Genomic DNA, 19722 nt, shown 5'->3' with positions numbered 1-19722 from the left:
GACGCCGCGGGGTCAGACCAAGCGGGATCGGGCGCGGGCCCGAAAGATGCTGGCGCGGTGCTTGCTTGGCCGCGAGCCGGAACGGTGCCCGGCGCGCGGTGGACGGCTATACCGGCGGCGGGGTTGGGGAGGTTCGCGGGAATGGTCGGGGTGGAGAGGCCCTTCGTGGAGATCGACGACGTCTCCATGCGCTACGGGGGCGCGGAGGGGACGCTGGCGCTGCGCCACACCAACATGCGGGTGGCGAAGGGCGAGTTCGTCGCGGTGGTCGGGCCGTCGGGCTGCGGCAAGTCCACGCTGATGCGGCTGGTGACGGGCCTATGGCCGCCCTCCGCGGGCAGCGTGATCGTGGCGGGGCACGAGGTGGACGGGCCGCTGTCCGTCGCCGGCATGGCCTTCCAGGCGCCGACGATGCTCCCTTGGCGGACGATCCTGCAGAACGTGATGCTGCCGCTGGAGGTGGTGGAGCCGCACCGGCGCCGCCTGCGGGCGAACCGCGCCATGTATGAGGAGAAGGCGCGGAAGCTGCTCGCGCTCGTCGGGCTGGCGGGGTTCGAGCACAAGAACCCGCACCAGCTCTCGGGCGGGATGCAGCAGCGGGCGAGCCTCTGCCGGGCGCTGATCCATGACCCGCAGCTTCTGATGCTGGACGAGCCCTTCGGGGCGCTGGACGTCTTCACGCGCGAGGACCTGTGGGTGGAGCTTCAGGGCGTCTGCGAGGTGCTGAAGCCGACGGTGATCCTGGTGACGCATGACCTGAAGGAGGCGACCTTCCTGGCGGACCGGGTGCTGATCATGTCGGCGCGGCCCGGTCGGATCATCGCGGAGCGGACCGTGCCCTTCCCGCGGCCACGGAACCTGGACCTGACGTATACCCAGCCCTTCCAGGAACTGGTGCACGACCTGCGCGAGCACATCAGCGCCGCGCGGCGCGGGGAGGAGCCCGCCGCGGCGCCGTCCCCGGAGGAGGCGACCCATGCCGCTTGATACGGGAATGCCGGCCCGCAGCCGGGCCGCGGCGCGGGTGGAGGCGATGGCGGCGGCGGCGCGCCGGCGCCGGCGCCTGACGGCCTGGCTGCCCTGGATCATCATCGTGGGCACCTTCCTGCTCTGGGAGGCGGCCTGCGTCGCCTTCGAGATCCCGCAGTTCATCCTGCCCGCGCCCTCGGCCATCGCCGCGAGCATGGTGAAGTGGTGGCTCCCGCTGCTGGACAATTCCTGGCAGACGCTGATGACGACGCTCATCGGCTTCGCCTTCGCCATCGTCTTCGGGCTGCTGCTGGGGATCGCGATCGGGTCGTCCACGATGCTGTATCACGGGCTCTACCCGCTGCTGATCGCCTTCAACTCGGTGCCGAAGGTGGCGGTGGTGCCGATCCTGGTCATCTGGTTTGGGATCGGGACGGTGCCGGCGGTGATCACCGCCTTCCTCATCTCCTTCTTCCCGATCGTGGTGAACGTGGCGACGGGGATCGCGACGGTAGAGCCGGAGCTGCGGGACGTGCTGCGGGCGCTCGGGGCCCGGCCCTCGGACATCATCCGCAAGGTCGGGTTACCTCGGGCGATGCCGTATTTCTTCGCCTCCCTGAAGATCGCGATCACCGTGGCGTTCGTGGGGTCGATCATCGCGGAGACCGTGGCTGCGAATAAGGGGATCGGGCACCTGATGATCCTGGCGTCCTCCCGCTTCGACGTGCCGCTGGTCTTCGCGGGGCTGATCGTGACGGGGGTGATGGGCGTGCTGATGTACGCGGTGGCGGTGGCCATCGAGAACCGGACCACGGGCTGGGCCATGCGCGGGCAGGATTCCGGGCAGGTGAGCGTGGCAGGGGTTTAACCCGCGCCGACCCGCCCGCCGCTGGACGCGGCGGGCGGGGGATGGGAGCCTTCCGCCCCTGTTCGGGAGGAGTTCGCGCTTGCGGGGTTCGGCGCTGCGGAGAACCGCGACGTGATCGCGGTGGATTGGGGCACCTCCAACCTGAGGGCCTGGCGGCTGGACGCTACCGGCAGCGTGGTGGATTCCGCCGAGCGGCCCTCGGGCGGCATCCTGAACGTTCCCGCGGGCGGGTTCCCGACGGCGCTGCGGGAGCTGGTCGGGGGCTGGATCGCGGCGGGGGAGTCACTCGTCCTGCTCTGCGGCATGGTGGGGTCGCGGCAGGGTTGGGTGGAGGCGCCGTATCTCTCCTGTCCCGCCGGGCCGGCGGAGCTGGCGGGGGCGCTGACCGCCCTGCCCTTCCCCGAGGCGCGCACCCTGATCGTGCCGGGGCTGACGGCGCGGGACGCGAACGGCGTGCCGGAGGTGATGCGGGGGGAGGAGACGAAGCTCCTCGGGCTGATGCCGGAGCTCGGTGGCCGCGACGCGACGGTCTGCATGCCCGGCACCCACTGCAAATGGGCTGGGATGGAGGGCGGGCGCGTGACCGGCTTCGCGACGCACATGACGGGCGAGGTGTTCGCGGTACTGTCGGGTCACAGCATCCTCGGGCGGACGATCGACGTGGGGGCGGCGCCGGATTGGGATGCCTTCGACCGCGGGCTGGCGCGGGCGCGGCAGGGGGGCGGGCTGCTGCACCATCTGTTCGGCGTGCGGGCGCTGCACCTGATCGAGGACATGGCGCCTGCGGCGGGAGCCTCCTACCTGTCGGGGTTGCTGATCGGGCACGAGGTGGCGGCCGTGGGCGGTGACGGGCCGGTGCAGCTGGTGGGCACCGGCGGGCTGGTGGCGCGCTACGCGCGGGCGCTGGGCGACCGGGCCGTGCCGCATGACGGGGCGGCGCTGGTGATCGCGGGGCTGCACGCGATCGGGCGGCAGGTGGAGGGCCGGGCGTGACGCTGGCGGAGAGTCTTCGGGCCTGCCCGATCGTTGCGATCCTGCGCGGGCTGCGGCCCGATGAGGCCGTCGCGGTGGGCGAGGCGATCGTCGCGGCCGGCATCCGCATCCTGGAGGTGCCGCTGAACAGCCCGGAGCCGCTGCGCAGCATCGGGCGACTGGCACGGCATTTCGGGCAGAACGCGCTGGTGGGCGCGGGTACGGTGCTGGACCCTGCGCAGGTGGCGGGCATCGCGGAGCGCGGCGGGCGGCTGATCGTGACGCCGCACGCGGATCCGGTGATCGTGCGAGCGGCGAAGGAACAGGGCATGTTCGCCGTGCCGGGCTTCTTCACGCCGGGGGAGGCGTTCTCGCTGCTTGCGGCGGGGGCGGACGGGCTGAAGCTGTTCCCGGCGGAGGCGGCCTCCCCCGCCGTGCTGAAGGCGCTGATGGCGGTGCTGCCGAAGGGGACGCCGGTGCTGCCGGTGGGCGGAATCGGCGCGGACAACATGGCAGCGTGGCGCGCCGCAGGCGCGGCGGGCTTCGGCGTGGGGTCGTCCCTGTTCCGGCCGGGCGACACGCCGGCGGAGGTGGGCGCGCGCGCGAGAGCCTTGCGCGACGCCCTGGAACCTGTTTGATATCCAACGAAGTTTCACCGAAACGGTGAGAGTCTGAGAACCCGCGGGAAGCGGGGACAGCCGGAGGTTCCCGTCCATGGTTTCCCGCCGCATCCTGCTTGGCAGCGCGCTGGCCGCGCCGGCCATCCTGCGCCCTGCGGCGGTCCGCGCGCAGGAGGTGACGCTGCGGCTGCACCACTTCCTTCCGGCCGTCTCCAACGTGCATCGCCACTTCCTGCAGCCCTGGGCGCAGAAGGTTCAGGCCGAGAGCGGTGGGCGGCTGCGGGTGCAGATCTTCCCCTCCATGCAGCTCGGCGGGGCGCCGCCGCAACTCTATGACCAGGCGCGGGACGGGGTGGTGGACATCGCCTGGACGCTGCCGGGGAACACGCCCGGGCGCTTCCCGAAGATCGAGGTCTTCGAGCTTCCCTTCGTTGCCAACAAGCTCGGCGTGCCGAACGCGAAGGCGGTGCAGGAATTCTACGAGAAGCAGATGCGGGACGAGTTCCGCGAGGTGCACCCGATCTGCGTCTGGGGACATGACGGCGGGCTGATCCACGCCAACCGCCCGGTCCGGACCATGGAGGACATGGCGGGGCTGAAGCTGCGCTTCCCGACGCGGCAGAACGGGGAGGCGCTGCGGGCGCTGGGCGCCGCGCCGATCGGGATGCCGGTGCCGCAGGTGCCGGAGGCGCTGAGCCAGCGCGCGATCGACGGCGCGGTCGTGCCCTGGGAGGTCGTGCCGAGCATCCGGCTGCACGAGCTGGTGCGGAACCACACGGACATCCCGGGCTCGCCGACGCTCTATATCGCGACCTTCATCCTGGCGATGAACCGGGCGAAGTACGAGGCCCTCTCTCCCGAGGCGAAGCGGGTGCTGGACGCCAATTCCGGGCAGGTCGCGGCGGAGATGGCCGGGAAGGTCTGGGACGAGCAGGGGCCGGTGGTGCTGGAGCAGGTGCGGCGGCGGAACAACACCCTCATCACCCTCAGCCCGGAGGAGGTGCAGCGCTGGCGCCGCGCCACCCAGCCGGTGGTGGACAACTGGGTGAACGCCACGCCGAATGGCGGGGCGCTGCTGGAGGAAGCCCGGGCGCTGGTCGCGAAATACGGTCAGGCCCCGGCCTGACCGGCGCGCCGTGAGCGAGGCGTCCGCCGGCGGGCGGCCCGGCCCGATCCTCCGGGCCTGCCGGGCGGCGGCGCTGATCGGCGGGGCGTTGCTGATCGCAACCTCCCTGCTGACGACCGTGTCCGTGCTGAAGCGCTGGGCGGTGAACGATCCGATCCGCGGCGATTTCGAGCTCGTGTCGCTGGGATCGGGCGTCGCGGTGCTGGCCCTGCTGGCCTATGGCACGGCGCAGCGGACGAACATCATGGTGGACACCTTCACCACCTGGCTGCCGCGGCGGGTGCAGCTGGCGATGGACGGGTTCTGGAATCTCGTCTGGGGGGTGGTGGCGATCGTGCTGGCGGAGCGGATGGTCCTCGGTGCGCAGGAGACGCTCACCTCCCACACGCAGACCATGGTGCTGGGGCTGCCGACCTGGTGGGCGGTGGGGATCGGCGTGCTGGCCTTCGCGCTGACGGGGCTGGCGGCGCTGGCCTGGGCGTTCCGGCTGTTCGGTGGGCGCGCGGATGGGTGACGAGATCTTCCAGGCCGGGATCGGCTTCGCGGTCCTGCTGGGGCTGATCGTCGTCCGGGCGCCGATCGGGCTCTCGATGCTGCTGGTGGGGGCGGCGGGGTATCAGCACATCGTCGGCTTCCCGGCGCTGATGAACTATCTCAAGACCACGCCGTACCATCTCTTCGCGAATTACACGCTGTCGGTGATCCCGCTGTTCGTGCTGATGGGGGCGCTGGCGGAGCGCGGGGGGCTGGCGCGGGACCTGTTCTCGGCGGCGGGCGCGCTGTTCGGGCGGTTCCGCGGCGGGATGGCGATGAGCGTCATCGGAGCCTGTGCGGCCTTCGGGGCGGTGTGCGGATCGTCGGTCGCGACGACGGCCACCTTCGGCCGGGCCGCGCTGCCGGAACTGCGGCGGTACAACTACGATCCGGGCTTCGCGACGGGGACGATCGCGGTGGGGGGGACGCTGGGCATCCTCATCCCGCCCTCGGTGATCCTGGTGGTCTATGCGATCTCCACCGAGCAGAACATCGCGAAGCTGTTCATGGCCGCGCTGATCCCGGGGCTGATGGCGACGGCCTTCTACATCTTCGCGATCTGGATGGTGGTGCGGCGGAACCCGGTCCTGGGGCCGGCGGCCGCGCGGGTCTCGGCGGCGGAGCGGAACGCATCGCTGCTGCGGGTGATCCCGGTGCTGCTGATCGCAGTAACGGTGGTGGGCGGCATCTATGGCGGTGTCTTCACGCCGACCGAGAGTGCGGCGGTGGGGGTGATCGCGACGCTGGTGGTCGGACTGGCGCGGCGGACCCTGTCCTGGGACGAGATCAAGCTCGCGCTGCTGAACACGGCCGAGACCTCAGCCATGATCTTCGTCATCCTGCTGGGGGCGGAGGTGTTCAACGCCTTCCTGGCGCTGACCCAGGCGCCCGACCTGCTGGCGCAATGGGTGACGGAGCAGAACCTGCCACCCTACGGCGTGGTGGTGGTGCTGCTGCTGTTTTACATCATCCTCGGCGCCGTGATGGACGAGCTGGCGATGATCCTGCTGACGCTGCCCGTCTTCTTCCCGGTGGTGACGGCCCTGGATTTCGGGATGACGACCGACGAGACGGCCATCTGGTTTGGCATCCTGGTGCTGATCGTGGTGGGCATCGGGCTGACCGCGCCGCCGATCGGGCTGAACGTCTTCGTCGTCTCGGCGGTGGCGCGGGATGTGCCGATCGCCCGGACCTATCGCGGCGTCCTTCCCTATCTGGCGACGGACGTGATACGGCTGACGCTCTGCGTGGCTTTTCCGGCGCTCAGCCTCTGGCTGGTACGGTTGTTGACCTAGGTCATGGCCCAGCCGGGCCGGGGTGCCGATCATCGCGAGGGCCCGCCGGCGGCGCGGCGGAAGAAGACGGGGGTGACGCCCGCATGTTCGTGACGGCCGGCGACCTGAACATCCACGTGCAGGTGCAGGGCCCGCCGGGGGCCCCTGCCCTGCTCATGCTGCACTCGGTCGGGACGGGCCTGCACGTTTGGGATCCCCAGGCGGAGGTGCTGTCGCGCGGCTTCCGGGTCATCCGGCCGGATCTGCGCGGGCACGGGCTGACGGCGGGCGGTGAGGGCGAGACGAGCATGGCGGCGCTGGCCGCGGATGCCGTGGCGCTGCTGGACGCGCTCGGCGTGAAGGCGGCGCATGTGGCGGGGCTGTCCATCGGCGGGCGGGTCGCGATGGAGATGGCGGCCGCCCATCCCGATCGGGTGCTGTCCCTGATGCTGTGCGACACGGCGCTGGAGTTCGCTCCGCCGGAGTTGTGGCAGGCGCGGATCGAGGCGGTGCGGGCCGGCGGGATGGCGGCCGTCGCCGAGGGCGTGATGCAGCGCTGGGTGGTGGACCCGGGCAGCCCTTCGTCTCGCGGGCTGCTGCGGATGCTGCTGGGGACAGACCCGGCCGGCTATGCGGCGGCCTGCGCGGCGCTGCGGGACGCGCGGGCGGCGCCGCTGGCCGGGCGGATCAAGGCGCGGACGACGGTGGTGGTGGGGGAGAAGGACCCGGCCTCTCCGGTCTCGGCGGCGGAGGCGATCCGGGACGCGGTTCCTGGCAGCCGGTTGGTGGTGATCCCCGGCGCGTCCCACATCCCGACCTTTGAGGCGGCCGACGCCGTGACGGCGGCCTTGGCCGAGCACCTGAACGGCGGCGCGGGGGACGACCCATTGGCCGCCGGGCTGGCGGTGCGAAAGGCGGTGCTGGGGGAGGCGCATGTGGCGCGCTCCATGGCGAACGTCACGCCGCTGGATCAGGCGTTCCAGGACTACATCATGCGGAACGTCTGGGGGCAGATCTGGACCCGGCCGGGGCTGCCGCGGCACACGCGATCCCTGCTGGTGCTGGCGATCACCTCCGCGCTGGGGCGGGAGGGGGAGTTCGCGCTGCATGTGCGCGCCACGCGGAACACCGGCGTGACGCCCGAGGAGATCGCGGAGGTGCTGCTGCAGGTCGGCGCCTATGCCGGCGTGCCGACGGCCAACCACGCGCTGAAGGTCGCGAAGGACATTCTTGCCGAGATGGAGAAGGCGCCATGAGTGACGTCGTCCACGGCTACCGCCGCCCGCGGGCGGAGACGCAGCCGCCCAACAACTCCCCGGCCTATGGCAGCACGCGGGCGCGAGCGCCGCAGCAGCCCCTGCTGGAGCTGCCGCACACGCTGACGGAGACGAGCAGCCCGATCTTCACCGCCGCGCGCTATCCGGAGATCGCGGATCTCACGGTGCTGGAGAACGGCGCCGGCCACGCGATGGGGGAGCGGATCATCGTTGCCGGCCGGATCACGGACGAGGACGGGCGGCCGATCCGGCATGCGATGGTGGAGGTTTGGCAGGCCAATGCCGCCGGTCGCTACAACCACGAGGGCGACCAGCATGACGCGCCGCTCGATCCGAACTTCCGGGGCATGGGGCGGGTCTTCACGAACGAGGACGGGTACTACCGGTATCTGACCATCCGTCCCGGCGCCTATCCCTGGCGGAACCACCACAATGCCTGGCGCCCCAACCACATCCATTATTCGCTGTTCGGGGCGGGGTTCGCGCAGCGGATGATCACGCAGATGTACTTCCCCGGCGATCCGCTGCTGGCGCTGGACCCGATCTTCCACACCGTGCCGGACGAGGCGGCGCGGAACCGGCTGATCGCCGCATTCGATCTGGAAGTGACGGAACCCGAGTTCTCGCTCGGCTACCGCTTCGATCTCGTGTTGCGCGGGCGCGAGGCGACGCCGATGGAGGATCACTGACCATGGCGACGACGCCTACGCCCGAGTTGGCGCCGAGCGAGGCGACGGTGGCGGCCTCGGCCAGCCAGACGGCGGGGCCCTACTGGCATCTGGTGGATTTCCCGGAGTGGGCGGACACGACGCGGCACTTCGGGGACAAGCTGCCGGAGGGGGAGCGGATCGTCCTGACGGGGAAGGTCACCGACGGGACCGGCGCGCCGGTGGGCGACGCCATGATCGAGATCTGGCACGCCGATCCGGCCGGCCGGTATCCCGACCAGAACGGCGATCCGACGGCGTTCCAGGGTTATGGGCGCTGCGCGACGAAGAAGGACGGGAGCTTCCGCTTCGTCACGCTGAAGCCTGGGCCGGTGCCGGTGGGGCCGCATGCCGGCGGGAACGCGATGCAGGCGCCGCATGTGGCCCTGGCGGTGTTCGCGCGGGGGCTGCTGTATCACCTGTCCACGCGGCTCTACTTCGAAGGGGAGGCGCTCAACGCCTCTGACCCCGTGCTGAGGGCGGTGCCGGAGGCGCGGCGGGGGACGTTGATCGCGAAGCGGACGGCGCCGGATACTTGGAACCTCGACCTGCGCCTGCAGGGTGAGGGCGAGACGGTCTGGATGGCGGTGTGACCCCCTCCCCCGTCAATCCCGCGGACGGGGCGGTCTGGGGCGTCCTCTACGGTACCGACGCGATGCGCGGGGCCGTGGGGGAGATGGCGCTGCTGCAGCGGATGCTGGATGTGGAGGCGGCGCTGGCGCGGGCCGAGGCGGGGCTGGGCATCGTGCCGCAGGCCGCGGCCGATGCGATCACGGCGGCGGCACGGGCGGAACAGCTGGATCTGGCGGCGCTGGCGAAGGCGACGCGGAACACCGGATATCCGGTGGTCGGGCTGGTGAAGCAACTCGGGGCGCTGGCGGGAGAGGAGGCGGCGCGCTGGACCCACTGGGGGGCCACGACCCAGGACATCCTCGACACGGCGCTCGTGCTGGCGCTGCGGGACGGGTTCCAGCTGATCCGGGACGATCTGGAAGACACGATCGATGCGCTGGCCGCCCGTGCGCGGGAGCACCGGGATACGGTGATGGCCGGGCGGACGCATCTGCAGCACGCGCTGCCCGTGACCTTCGGGTACAAGTGCGCGGTGTGGCTGTCGCCCCTGCTGAACCTTCGGGAACGGCTGGACGACCTGCTGCCACGGCTGCTGCGGGTGCAGTTCGGCGGGGCGGTGGGGACGCTGGCGTCGCTGGGGAACAAGGGGCCGGCGGTGGCGGAGGGGCTGGCGCGGGAGCTGGGGCTCGGCGTGCCGGAGATCCCCTGGCATGTGGCGCGGGATACCCTGGCGGAAGCGGTGTCCTGGTGTGGCATCCTGTGCGGGGCGCTGTCGAAGATCGCGACCGACGTCATGCTGCTGATGCAGACCGAGGTGGGCGAGGTCTTCGAGCCGCATGAGGCCGGGCGCGGCGGGTCCTCGACCATGCCGCAGAAGCGGAACCCGATCGCCTGCGAGTACGTGCTGGCGCAGGCGCGCGGGGTGCATGCGCTGGTGCCGCAGGTGATGGCGGCGATGGCGCTGGATCATGAGCGCGGGACCGGGCCGTGGCAGGCAGAGCCGCTGGCCATCCCGCAGGCGATGCTGCTGACCCACGGCGCGCTGGACCAGGCGCGGCAGATCGCGCAGGGCATGACGGTGGATGCCGCGCGGATGCGGCGGAACCTGGAGGCAACGGGCGATGCCATCATGGCGGAGGCGGTGATGATGGCCCTGGCGCCGGTCATGGGGCGCGGCGCGGCGCATGACGCCGTGCACCACGCCTGCGACGTCGCCCTGGCGGAGCGCGTGCCGCTGGCGGAGGCGCTGGGGCGTGATGACGCGGTGGCCTCTCGCATGGGAGCGGAGGAGATCGCGCGGATCACCGACCCGGCGAGCTACCTCGGCAGCGCGGGTCTTTTCGTGGACCGCGTGCTGGCACGCCTGAGCTAGGGAGGACACGGACATGGGCGAGCCCTGCGTCATCAGCGTGGCCATCACCGGGTCGGTGCCGCGCAAGAAGGATAATCCGGCCCTGCCCATCACCGTGCCCGAGCAAATCGAGAGCACGCAGGCCGCCTTCGAGGCGGGGGCGACGCTGGCCCATGTGCATGTGCGGAACGACGATGAGTCGTCCTCCTCCGATCCCGAGAAGTTCGGGGCCTTGCAGGAGGGGCTGCGGAAGCACTGCCCGGGGATGATCGTGCAGTTCTCGACCGGCGGGCGCGGGCGGGAGATGAGCGCGCGGGGGGCGATGCTCTACCTGAAGCCCGATATGGCATCGCTGGCGACGGGGTCCGTGAACTTCCCGACGATCGTCTACGAGAACCCGCCGGCCTTCGTGCGGGACCTGGCCTTGTCCATGCGGGACAAGGGCATCAAGCCGGAGGTCGAGGTCTTCGACCTGGCGATGCTCTACAACACGGCGGACCTGGTGGCGGAGGGGCTGATCCTGGCGCCGCCGCATGTGCAGTTCGTCTTCGGCGTGAAGCATGCGTTGCCGGCGCGGCGGGACATCCTGGAGTTCGAGGTGGCAAAGCTGAAGGAGCTGCTGCCCGGGGCGACCTGGACGGCGGCGGGAATCGGGCGGCACCAGCTGGAGGTGAACCACTGGGCGCTGGAGATGGGCGGGCACGTCCGGACGGGACTGGAGGACAATGTGCGTTGGGACAAGGACTCGTTGGCGCCGTCCAACGCGGCGCTGGTGAAGCGGGTGGCGGAGCTGTGCGCGCGGTACGGGCGGCCAGTGGCCGATGCGGCGCAGGCCCGGCAGCTTCTGGGGCTTCCGGCGGCATGAGTGAGGCGACTCCGGCGGCGCCGGTTCCGCCGCCTGCCCAGTCCGTCATCCGGGAGGTCGCGAAGGACCTGCCGCGCCGGTTGCAGCGGGTGTTGGCGCTGGACGACTTCGAGGCGGAGGCGCGGCGCATCCTGCCGCGACCGCTCTTCGGCTACATCGCGGGGGCGGCGGAGCGGAATGCCTCGCTCAAGGACAACCTGCACGCCTTCACGGAATGGGCGTTCCGGCCGCGCTACCTGATTGATGTGTCGAAGCGGTCCCAGGCGGTGTCGATCTTCGGGACGGAGTACGCCTCGCCCTTCGGGATCGCCCCAATGGGGATCTCGGCGATGATGGCGTATCGCGGGGACCTCGTGCTGGCGCGGGCGGCGAAGGCGGCGCGCATCCCCATGATCATGAGCGGGTCATCGCTGATCCCTCTGGAAGAGATCGTGAAGGAGTATCCGGGCGCCTGGTTCCAGGCCTACCTGCCCGGGGAGCCGGACCGGATCGCGGCGCTGGTCGATCGGGTGGCCAAGGCCGGCTACGGGACTCTCGTGCTGACGGTGGACACGACCACCCTCGGCAACCGGGAGAACAACATCCGCACCGGGTTCAACACGCCGTTGCGGCCCTCGGCCCGGCTGGGGTGGGACGGAGCGATCCGGCCGCGCTGGCTGTGGGACGTGATGCTGCGGACGCTACGCTCCCACGGGATGCCGCACTTCGAAAATTCCTACGTCACGCGCGGGGCGCCGATCATCGCTAAGAGCGTGGCGCGTGATTTCGGGGCGCGGGATCACCTGAACTGGACGCACCTGGCGCAGATCCGGAAGCAGTGGAAAGGCAAGCTCGTCGTGAAGGGCATCCTGCACGGGGAGGATGCGCGGCTATCGCGGGAAGAAGGGGCGGACGGGGTCATCGTCTCGAACCATGGCGGGCGGCAGCTGGACGGGGCGATCGCTCCGTTGCGGGCGCTGCCGGAGGTGCGTGCCGTCGCGGGCGACATGGCCGTGATGATGGATTGCGGCATCCGGCGCGGCTCGGACGTGCTGAAGGCCATCGCGCTGGGGGCTGATTTCGTCTTCGTGGGGCGGCCCATGCTCTATGCGGCGGCGACCGGCGGGGAGGCCGGGGTGCGGCATGGCATCTCCATCCTGTCGGAGGAGGTGCACCGGAATCTGGCCTTCCTCGGGTGCAACCGGATCTCGGAGGTGGGGATGCAGCACCTGATGCGCGTGGCCGGCGTGCCGGGGATTGCGGGATGAAGGGCTGTGTCGCCCTCGCCGCCGGGTTGCTGCTGGGGGCCGGGGCGGCGGTCGCGCAGGGGGATGATTCCTGCGCGGGACGGGTGGTCGTGAACTCGGTCTATGCCACCGGCGGGGGCGGCGGCGTGCCGTTCGAATACTTTGCCCAGGTGCAGAACCAGACGGAGCAGCCGCGGCGCTACACCCTCACCTTCTCAGGCTTTCCGGAAGGGGCGACGGTGATGCGGCGCGTCTCGGGCGGGCCGCTGCGCCCCTATGAGCAGGACACGCAGCGCTTCGGACGCGGCGACCAGCCGGGATTGCAGCTCCGGGATGTGACGGTTGTCACAGACCGGGAAGGCGGTTCGGCCGGACCGACGGTGACCCTTTCCGGCTGCGGCGTCGCGCGCTGATCCCGGGCGCCGCTACTTCGCGGTCAGGGCGACGCGCTCCGCGCTGATCTCCGCGATCACGGGGCCGTCCTCGATCTCCAGCTGCTCGATGAGGCTGCCGCGACGGGTGATCTTCGTCGTGGTGATCTCGATCTGCTGCACGTCCTGGTTCATGTCGGCAAAGTGCTTCTTCAGCTTCGCCACCCGGTCGTCCAGGCGGGTGATATCCTTCATCAGTTCCACCACCTGTGCCTTGATCTTCCCGGCCTCGGCCCGCATCCGCACATCCTGCATCAGGGCGCGGATGGAGCCGAGCACCGCCCAGAGGGTGGTGGGAGAGACGATGATCACGCCGCGTCGGGTCGCGGCCTCCACCAGCGAGGGGTGGACGACGTGGAGGTCGGCGTAGATCGCCTCACTCGGCACGAAGATCAGGGCGTGTTCCGCCGTCTCGCCCGGGCAGATGTATTTCGATGCCACGTCGTCCACATGGCGCTGGATGTCGGTCGCGAAGCGCTTGGTGGCCACGATCCGGGCGGCGTCGTCGGCGGCGTCGCGGGCAGCGAGCCAGGCTTCCAGCGGGAACTTGCTGTCCACGGCGATGGGACCGGGCGGGTTGGGCAGGCGGATCAGCACGTCACAGCGGGTGCGATTGGCCAGGGTGTGCTGCCAGGAGAAGCCGTCCGGCGGCAGGCGGTCCTCGATGATCTGGCGGAGCTGGACCTCGCCGAAGGCGCCGCGCGCCTGCTTGTTGGACAGGATCTGGGCGAGGCTGCCGACCTGCGTGCCGAGCGCCTCCATGTTCGCGCGGGCGGCGTCGATGACCGCGAGGCGCTCGTGGATCTTGCCGGCGGTTTCCTCGGCCTTCACGGCGCTGTCGGTCAGCAGGCGGTTCAGGCGCTCGTTCTGGGTGGCGACGGCGGCGTCCAGCGCGGCCTGGGACGCGGCGAGGCGGTCGGCCAGGGCCTTCTCGGTCAGGGCGAGACGTTCGTTCTGGGCGGCCAGGGAGCCGGCGAGCGTGTCGGTCAGGGCCAGCGTTGTGGCGGAGAGGCGGTCGGCGAGCGACTTCTCTTGGACCGCGAGGCGGTCGTTCTGCGCGGCGATGCCGTCCGCGACCTGGCGGCCCTGCGCGGTGAGGGCGTCGGCCATGGCGCGGGTGGCCTCGGAGAGGCGGTCGGCCAAGGATTGCTCGGTGGAGGCGAGGCGCTCGCGCTGGGCGGCCAGGGCCTGCTCGGTGGTGAGGCGGACCTCGGCGAGGCGGTCGGCCATGACGCGCTCGGCGGAAGCGGCGCGCTCGCCTGCGGCGATGGCCTGCCGGTCCTGCGCGGCGCCGAGCGCGTCCAGCTTGCCGGAGAGGGCAGCGATGGCCTCCCCTGCCCCGCCCTGCGGGCGGCGGAGGAGCAGGGCGGCGACGCCGACCAGCGCGATGGCGGCAAGGATGTAGGGCAGCGCGTCGAGCATTCTTGGACCTGACCGGGGGACGGGTGGCGGGGCGGACCCTCGTCACCTCGGGGGCACGGTGCCATATACCCGGGGCCCATGGGAACATTGCCGGAACCCTTCGCGGGCTGGTTCGCCGCGCGCGGCTGGACACCGCGAGCCCACCAGACCGCGCTGTGGCGCGCCGCGAAGGCCGGGGAGAGCGCGCTGCTGATCGCGCCGACCGGCGGCGGCAAGACGTTGGGCGGGTTCCTGCCCTCGCTGCTGGAACTCGCGGCGGAACCGCGGGAGGGGCTGCACACCGTTTATGTCTCACCGCTGAAGGCGCTGGCGGTGGACATCGCGCGGAACCTGATGGAGCCGGTCTCCGAGATGGGGCTTCCCATCCGGATCGAGACGCGGACCGGGGACACGCCGGCCAACCGGCGGGCGCGGCAGCGGGAGACGCCGCCGAACATCTTGCTGACGACGCCGGAAAGTCTGGCCGTGCTGCTGTCTTCCCCAGAGGCGGGGGAGATGTTCGCCGGGCTGCGGGCGGTGGTGGTGGACGAGGCGCACGCGCTGGCGGGAACGAAGCGCGGGGATCAGCTGGCGCTCGGGATGGCGCGGCTGGAGCGGCTGGCGCCGGGGGTCAGGCGGGTGGGGCTATCGGCGACGGTGGCGCACCCGGACGCGCTGCGGGCCTGGCTCTCGCCCTCCGCGCGTCCGGACGACGTGCGGCTGGTGCTGGGCAAGGGCGGGGCGGAGCCGGAGATCGGGCTGATGCTGCCGGAGGGGCACTTGCCCTGGGGCGGGCATATGGGACTGGCCTCGGCGCCGGGGATCTACGGGCTGATCGGTCAGGCGGGGGTGACGATCGTCTTCGTCAACACGCGGGCGCAGGCGGAGCTCGTCTTCGCGGCGCTGTGGCGGCTGAACGACGACAACCTGCCGATCGGGCTGCACCACGGCAGCTTGCAGATCGAGCAGCGGCGGAAGGTGGAGGCGGCGATGGCCGCCGGGCGGCTGCGGGCGGTGGTGGCGACGGCATCGCTCGATCTGGGGATCGACTGGGGCGGGGTGGACCAGGTGATCCAGGTTGGGGCGCCGAAGGGAACGTCGCGCCTGCTGCAGCGCATCGGGCGGGCCAATCACCGGATGGACGAGCCGTCCCGCGCCGTGCTGGTGCCGGCGAACCGCTTCGAGGTGATCGAGTGCGTCGCGGCCACCGAGGCGGTGCGGGCGCATGAGCTGGACGGGGAGGCACCGCGTCCCGGCGGACTGGATGTGCTGGCACAGCACGTGCTGGCCATGGCTTGCCATGCGCCGTTCCATCCTGACGACCTCTATGCGGAAGTGACGCGCGCCGCGCCCTATGCCGCGCTGAGCAGGCGGGACTTCGACGACGTGCTGCGCTTCGTGGAGGACGGGGGCTACGCGCTGCGGGCCTATGACCGCTTCCGCAAGCTGTTCCGGGACTCCGAGGGGATGGTCCACATCCGCGACGTCCGTACGGCGCGACAGGCGCGGATGAACCTCGGCACCATCGTGGACACGCCGATGCTGAAGGTGCGGCTGCGCGGAGGTCCCGTGCTGGGGGAGGTGGAGGAGTGGTTCGCCTCCACGCTGGAAGTGGGGCACTGCTTCATCTTCGCGGGCCAGACGCTGCGCTACGAGGGGATCGAGGCGCTGACGATGGTCGTCTCGCGCGGCGGCGACGGGGAGCCGCGCGTGCCGGCCTATGCGGGGGCGCGGATGCCGCTCTCCACGCAGCTCTCCTATCGCGTGCGGTCCATCCTGTCCGATCCGAAGCGGTGGCGGGCGCTGCCGGAACCGGTGCGGGACTGGTTGCGGCTGCAGCAGCTCCGGTCCGAACTGCCGCAGCGGGACGGAATGCTGATCGAGGTTTTCCCGAAGGGCGGGCGCTGGTTCATGGTCGCCTACTGCTTCGAGGGGCGGCTGGCCCACCAGACGCTGGGGATGCTGGTGACGAAGCGGATGGAGCGGCTCGGCCACGGGCCGCTCGGTTATCTGGGCACCGACTACGTGCTGGCGACCTGGAGCGCCTTCGAGCCGGAGGACCCGCGGCAACTCTTCGAGGAAGACATCCTCGGGGAGGAGCTGGAGGAGTGGATCGCGGAATCCTCCATGCTCCGGCGGACCTTCCGGAACATCGCGACCATCGCCGGGCTGATCGAGAAGAACCACCCCGGCCAGGAGAAGTCCGGGCGGCAGATGACCGTGAATGCAGACCTTATCTATGACGTGCTGCGCAAGCATGAGCCCGACCACATCCTGCTGCGGGCCACGCGGGCCGAGGCCGCGACGGGGCTGACGGATGTCGGGCGGATCGCGACGCTGCTCGCGCGCATCCAGGGGGCGATCCGGGTGCGGCGGCTGGACCGGGTCTCGCCGCTGGCCGTCCCGGCGCTGATCGAGGAAGGGCGGGAATGGGTGGCAGGGGGCGCCGAGGACGCGCTCCTGGCCGAGGCCGCCGCCCTGGTGGAGGAGGCGACCGACGGGGCCGAGCATTTCGCCGATGTCCTGGCCGAGGTGACCGAGGGCGTCCGCGTGCGTTCGGGTGTGGTGGATCGACCCCGCCGCCGTGAGAGACGCCCGCCGCCCCGCCGCTTCGTCCGCCATGCCAAGGGCCTGGCCTCGTGACCCCCGCGCCGATGCACCTGGCGGGGGAGCGGCTGATGCTCGACCCGGCGGGCGTGATGCTCTGGCCGGCGCGGCGAACGCTCGTCGTCTCGGACCTGCACCTCGAGAAGGGCAGCCATTTCGCGATGCGGGGCGCCTTCGTGCCGCCCTACGACACGCGGGAGACCATCGCGAAGCTGGCGCTGGCGGTGCGGCGCTACGGACCGGCGCGGCTGATCCTTCTCGGGGACAGCTTCCACGACGCGGGGGGCTGCGCGCGGCTGGCGGCCTCGGACTGCGCGGCGCTGATCCGGGTTCTCTCGGCGGTGGAGGAGACCGTCTGGGTCCTGGGGAATCACGATCCGGTCGCGCCGGTCGGGCTGCCGGGCATGGCGGTGGAGGAGCTCGAGGACGGGCCCCTCACGTTCCGTCACGAGGCGGTTCCGCGTGCCCGGGTCGGGGAGGTCAGCGGGCACTTCCACCCGAAGGCGACACTCGCGACGCGCGCTGGCGGGATCTCCCGGCCCTGTTTCGCCACGAGCGCCTGGCGGGTGATCCTGCCGGCCTTCGGCGCCTATACGGGCGGTTTGGACGTGCGGGACCCGGCGCTGGGCGGGCTGTTCCCGCGCGGGGGGCGGGTCTTCCTGCTGGGGTCCGAGCGGCTGTTCAGCGCGCCGATGGCGCCGATGCGCGGCCTGGGGACCGCGGCATGACGGCCCCGGCGATCGTCTGGTTCCGGCAGGACCTGCGGCTGGCCGACAACCCGGCGCTGCACGCCGTGCGGGACCGGCCGGTGCTGCCGGTCTTCGTGCTGGACGAGGCGGCGATGGGGGAACTCGCCTATCGCGGGGCGGCCCGATGGTGGCTGCACCATTCCCTCGCGGCGCTGAGCGCCTCGCTGGCGGCGTCTGGGGCGCCGCTGCTCATCCTGCGCGGCGACGCCGTGCCGCTGCTCGCGGAGTTGGCACGCGATGTCGGCGCAGCCGAGGTGCAGGCGGGGTGGCTCGTCGAGCCCTGGGCGCGCGCGCAGGAGGCGGCGCTCTCCGCCCGGCTCGCGGCGGAGGGGCGGGCGCTGGTGCTGCACGCCTCCACGCACCTGATGCGGCCGGACGGCATCGCTGCGGCCTCGGGGCGGCCGTACACCGTGTATGCGCCCTTCGCGAAGAAGGCGCTGGAGAGGGGCGATCCGCCGCCGCCGCTGGAGGCGCCCGGGCGGCTGCACGGGCTCGCGGCGCCCTCCCCCGGCCTCGCTCTGTCCGCGCTCGACCTGCTGCCGCGCGCGCCGGTGCCGGACTGGGCCGCTGGCTTCGGCACGGTCTGGACGCCCGGTGAGGCCGGGGCGCTCGCGCGGCTCGGGCGCTTCGCCCGGCGGGCACGGCTGCGGGCTTATCCGGAGAGTCGCAACGATCCGGGGATCGAGGGATCTTCTGGCCTGTCGCCGCATCTGCGCTGGGGCGAGGTCTCGCCGCGGCAGGTTTGGCACTCGGCGCGCAGCGCGGGGGCGGAGGACGCGACGCCGTTCCTGCGGGAGATCCTCTGGCGGGAGTTCTCGCACCACCTGCTCTGGCACCGGCCGGAGATGGGGCGGGAGGCATTGCGCCCGGCCTTCCGGGACTTCCCTTATGCGCCCGACCGCGCGCTGCTGCGGGCCTGGCAGCGCGGGCGGACAGGATTTCCGATCGTGGATGCTGGGATGCGGCAGCTCTGGCGGATCGGCTGGATGCACAATCGCGTCCGGATGATCGCGGCGTCGCTGCTGGTGAAGCATCTGCTCCAGCCCTGGCAGGACGGGGCGGCCTGGTTCAACGACACGCTGGTGGACGCGGACCCCGCGAACAACGCCGCGTCCTGGCAGTGGATCGCCGGCAGCGGGACCGACGCATCGCCTTATTTCCGCGTGTTCAACCCGACGCTGCAGGGAGAGAAGTTCGACCCGGACGGGGTCTACGTCCGGCGCTGGGTGCCGGAGCTGGCCCGGATGCCGGCGCGGTACATCCACCGGCCCTGGGAGGCGCCGGAGGCCGCGCGGCGGGCGGCCGGTCCCGGCGCGGCCGACTATCCGCGGCCGGTGGTGGAGCACGCGGCGGCGCGGGAGCGGGCGCTGGCCGCGCTGCGCGCGGCCGCCCGCCGGGCACCGGCGGAGGCCGTGCCGCCGTGAGGGACCTTCGCAGCCGCTTCGAGGGAATCCGCGTTGTCGGCGACGTGCACGGCGACGCCGAGGCCTTCCACGCGGCCGTGGACGGGGCGGTGGCGGAGAAGCTCTACGTCATCCAGTTGGGCGACCTGACGGATGGCGGGTCGGATGGGCCGGGGGTGCTGCGACGGGCCTTCGCGCTGCGGGCGGAGGGGCGCGGCCTCTTCCTGCTGGGGAATCACGACCACAAGCTCCGCCGCGCCCTGGACGGCGCGGCGCTGCGGATCGAGCCGGCCGGCCTCGGCCGGACGCTGGAGCAACTGGACGAGGCGCGGGACGCCGAATCGCTGAAGCGCCGGGCGCTGGTGGAGATCGCGCAGGCGCCGGCCTGGCTGCGCATGGACCAGCGGCTCTTCGTCCACGGGGGGTTCCACCCGCGCATGCTGCACGCGCAGCCCCCCGCGGACGCCGGGGCGCGGAAGCCGGAGGGGCTGGTGCCGCGCGCCCTGTTCGGCCAGGTGACGAGCCGGATGCGGGACGATGGCTATCCGGAGCGGCTGCACGGATGGGTGGACCGCATCCCCGCCGGGATCACCGTCTATTGTGGGCATGAGATGCGCAGCCACGACGGGCGGCCTTTCATGCAGATCGGCGCCGGTGGCGGGGCAGCGGTGTTCATGGATACGGGCGCGGGCAAGGGCGGGCACCTGTCCTGGGTCGACCTGCCCTGGTGAGGCCCCATCCGGGGTAGGGCGAACCGATCGGCCACACC

At 71.7% G+C, this 19722-nt stretch carries 19 protein-coding genes; 18 read left to right on the top strand and 1 reads right to left on the bottom strand.

The window, feature by feature from the left end; all coding sequences use genetic code 11:
• Positions 1-141: 141 nt before the first annotated feature.
• The 14 genes from ACP6CK_RS02100 to ACP6CK_RS02035 all read left to right on the top strand — a co-directional run bounded on the left by ACP6CK_RS02100 (position 142) and on the right by ACP6CK_RS02035 (position 12775).
• Positions 142-987 (top strand): ABC transporter ATP-binding protein, encoded by an 846-nt coding sequence (locus ACP6CK_RS02100; protein WP_426957121.1) that lies wholly within the window; start codon positions 142-144, stop codon positions 985-987.
• Positions 977-1837, top strand: a complete 861-nt coding sequence (locus ACP6CK_RS02095; protein WP_426957120.1) for an ABC transporter permease — start codon at positions 977-979, stop codon at positions 1835-1837. Before ACP6CK_RS02100 ends, ACP6CK_RS02095 begins: the two co-directional genes overlap by 11 nt.
• A gap of 111 nt (positions 1838-1948) precedes the next feature.
• Complete coding sequence (locus tag ACP6CK_RS02090; RefSeq protein ID WP_426957119.1) at positions 1949-2830, top strand: 2-dehydro-3-deoxygalactonokinase; 882 nt, start codon at positions 1949-1951, stop codon at positions 2828-2830.
• On the top strand, positions 2827-3447 hold the full coding sequence (locus tag ACP6CK_RS02085; RefSeq protein WP_426957118.1) for a 2-dehydro-3-deoxy-6-phosphogalactonate aldolase: 621 nt from the start codon (positions 2827-2829) through the stop codon (positions 3445-3447). Before ACP6CK_RS02090 ends, ACP6CK_RS02085 begins: the two co-directional genes overlap by 4 nt.
• A 76-nt stretch (positions 3448-3523) precedes the next feature.
• On the top strand, positions 3524-4555 hold the full coding sequence (locus tag ACP6CK_RS02080; RefSeq protein ID WP_426957117.1) for a TRAP transporter substrate-binding protein: 1032 nt from the start codon (positions 3524-3526) through the stop codon (positions 4553-4555).
• 10 nt (positions 4556-4565) lie between these two features.
• Positions 4566-5069 (top strand): TRAP transporter small permease, encoded by a 504-nt coding sequence (locus ACP6CK_RS02075; RefSeq protein ID WP_426957116.1) that lies wholly within the window; start codon positions 4566-4568, stop codon positions 5067-5069.
• Positions 5062-6384, top strand: a complete 1323-nt coding sequence (locus tag ACP6CK_RS02070) for a TRAP transporter large permease (protein ID WP_426957115.1) — start codon at positions 5062-5064, stop codon at positions 6382-6384. Before ACP6CK_RS02075 ends, ACP6CK_RS02070 begins: the two co-directional genes overlap by 8 nt.
• An 83-nt stretch (positions 6385-6467) precedes the next feature.
• Positions 6468-7619 (top strand): alpha/beta fold hydrolase, encoded by a 1152-nt coding sequence (locus tag ACP6CK_RS02065; protein WP_426957114.1) that lies wholly within the window; start codon positions 6468-6470, stop codon positions 7617-7619.
• The gene (pcaH, locus tag ACP6CK_RS02060; RefSeq protein ID WP_426957113.1) at positions 7616-8329 is read left to right on the top strand and encodes a protocatechuate 3,4-dioxygenase subunit beta; all 714 of its coding nucleotides are present in this window, start codon (positions 7616-7618) and stop codon (positions 8327-8329) included. The genes ACP6CK_RS02065 and pcaH overlap by 4 nt, the downstream gene beginning before the upstream one ends.
• A 2-nt stretch (positions 8330-8331) precedes the next feature.
• Positions 8332-8940, top strand: coding sequence for a protocatechuate 3,4-dioxygenase subunit alpha (gene pcaG / locus ACP6CK_RS02055; RefSeq protein ID WP_426957112.1), 609 nt, complete (start codon positions 8332-8334; stop codon positions 8938-8940).
• Positions 8937-10292 carry a 3-carboxy-cis,cis-muconate cycloisomerase gene (pcaB, locus tag ACP6CK_RS02050; RefSeq protein WP_426957111.1) on the top strand — a complete coding sequence of 452 codons (1356 nt, stop codon included), beginning with the start codon at positions 8937-8939 and terminating at the stop codon, positions 10290-10292. Before pcaG ends, pcaB begins: the two co-directional genes overlap by 4 nt.
• A 13-nt stretch (positions 10293-10305) precedes the next feature.
• The gene (locus ACP6CK_RS02045) at positions 10306-11136 is read left to right on the top strand and encodes a 3-keto-5-aminohexanoate cleavage protein (protein WP_426957110.1); all 831 of its coding nucleotides are present in this window, start codon (positions 10306-10308) and stop codon (positions 11134-11136) included.
• Positions 11133-12383, top strand: a complete 1251-nt coding sequence (locus ACP6CK_RS02040) for an alpha-hydroxy acid oxidase (protein ID WP_426957109.1) — start codon at positions 11133-11135, stop codon at positions 12381-12383. Before ACP6CK_RS02045 ends, ACP6CK_RS02040 begins: the two co-directional genes overlap by 4 nt.
• The gene (locus tag ACP6CK_RS02035) at positions 12380-12775 is read left to right on the top strand and encodes a hypothetical protein (RefSeq protein ID WP_426957108.1); all 396 of its coding nucleotides are present in this window, start codon (positions 12380-12382) and stop codon (positions 12773-12775) included. Before ACP6CK_RS02040 ends, ACP6CK_RS02035 begins: the two co-directional genes overlap by 4 nt.
• Before the next feature lie 12 nt (positions 12776-12787).
• On the opposite strand, the gene rmuC is transcribed toward ACP6CK_RS02035, so the two are convergent.
• Positions 12788-14215 (bottom strand): DNA recombination protein RmuC, encoded by a 1428-nt coding sequence (gene rmuC / locus ACP6CK_RS02030; RefSeq protein ID WP_426957107.1) that lies wholly within the window; start codon positions 14213-14215, stop codon positions 12788-12790.
• Between the two features lie 78 nt (positions 14216-14293).
• On the opposite strand from rmuC, the gene ACP6CK_RS02025 reads away from it, so the two are divergent.
• The 4 genes from ACP6CK_RS02025 to ACP6CK_RS02010 are packed head-to-tail and all read left to right on the top strand — an operon-like array spanning position 14294 to position 19684.
• Positions 14294-16837, top strand: coding sequence for a ligase-associated DNA damage response DEXH box helicase (locus ACP6CK_RS02025; RefSeq protein ID WP_426957106.1), 2544 nt, complete (start codon positions 14294-14296; stop codon positions 16835-16837).
• Positions 16834-17529: a ligase-associated DNA damage response endonuclease PdeM gene (gene pdeM / locus ACP6CK_RS02020; RefSeq protein ID WP_426957105.1), complete on the top strand. Its 696-nt coding sequence runs from the start codon at positions 16834-16836 to the stop codon at positions 17527-17529. The genes ACP6CK_RS02025 and pdeM overlap by 4 nt, the downstream gene beginning before the upstream one ends.
• The gene (locus ACP6CK_RS02015; protein WP_426957104.1) at positions 17526-18974 is read left to right on the top strand and encodes a cryptochrome/photolyase family protein; all 1449 of its coding nucleotides are present in this window, start codon (positions 17526-17528) and stop codon (positions 18972-18974) included. Before pdeM ends, ACP6CK_RS02015 begins: the two co-directional genes overlap by 4 nt.
• Positions 18971-19684 carry a metallophosphoesterase gene (locus tag ACP6CK_RS02010; protein WP_426957103.1) on the top strand — a complete coding sequence of 238 codons (714 nt, stop codon included), beginning with the start codon at positions 18971-18973 and terminating at the stop codon, positions 19682-19684. The genes ACP6CK_RS02015 and ACP6CK_RS02010 overlap by 4 nt, the downstream gene beginning before the upstream one ends.
• The last annotated feature ends 38 nt before the right edge of the window (positions 19685-19722 follow it).

Source organism: Muricoccus radiodurans (genome assembly GCF_050154705.1).
GTDB lineage: Bacteria > Pseudomonadota > Alphaproteobacteria > Acetobacterales > Acetobacteraceae > Roseomonas > Roseomonas radiodurans.
The sequence above is the reverse complement of the archived record's forward strand: the minus strand, read 5'-3'. Positions and strand labels throughout refer to the sequence as shown.

Coding starts and splice junctions, on each gene's coding strand:
- ACP6CK_RS02100 (WP_426957121.1), top strand. CDS start 142: ATGGTCGGGGTGGAGAGGCCCTTCGTGGAGATCGACGACGTCTCCATG.
- ACP6CK_RS02095 (WP_426957120.1), top strand. CDS start 977: ATGCCGCTTGATACGGGAATGCCGGCCCGCAGCCGGGCCGCGGCGCGG.
- ACP6CK_RS02080 (WP_426957117.1), top strand. CDS start 3,524: ATGGTTTCCCGCCGCATCCTGCTTGGCAGCGCGCTGGCCGCGCCGGCC.
- ACP6CK_RS02070 (WP_426957115.1), top strand. CDS start 5,062: ATGGGTGACGAGATCTTCCAGGCCGGGATCGGCTTCGCGGTCCTGCTG.
- ACP6CK_RS02065 (WP_426957114.1), top strand. CDS start 6,468: ATGTTCGTGACGGCCGGCGACCTGAACATCCACGTGCAGGTGCAGGGC.
- pcaH (WP_426957113.1), top strand. CDS start 7,616: ATGAGTGACGTCGTCCACGGCTACCGCCGCCCGCGGGCGGAGACGCAG.
- pcaG (WP_426957112.1), top strand. CDS start 8,332: ATGGCGACGACGCCTACGCCCGAGTTGGCGCCGAGCGAGGCGACGGTG.
- ACP6CK_RS02045 (WP_426957110.1), top strand. CDS start 10,306: ATGGGCGAGCCCTGCGTCATCAGCGTGGCCATCACCGGGTCGGTGCCG.
- ACP6CK_RS02040 (WP_426957109.1), top strand. CDS start 11,133: ATGAGTGAGGCGACTCCGGCGGCGCCGGTTCCGCCGCCTGCCCAGTCC.
- ACP6CK_RS02035 (WP_426957108.1), top strand. CDS start 12,380: ATGAAGGGCTGTGTCGCCCTCGCCGCCGGGTTGCTGCTGGGGGCCGGG.
- rmuC (WP_426957107.1), bottom strand. CDS start 14,215: ATGCTCGACGCGCTGCCCTACATCCTTGCCGCCATCGCGCTGGTCGGC.
- ACP6CK_RS02025 (WP_426957106.1), top strand. CDS start 14,294: ATGGGAACATTGCCGGAACCCTTCGCGGGCTGGTTCGCCGCGCGCGGC.
- ACP6CK_RS02015 (WP_426957104.1), top strand. CDS start 17,526: ATGACGGCCCCGGCGATCGTCTGGTTCCGGCAGGACCTGCGGCTGGCC.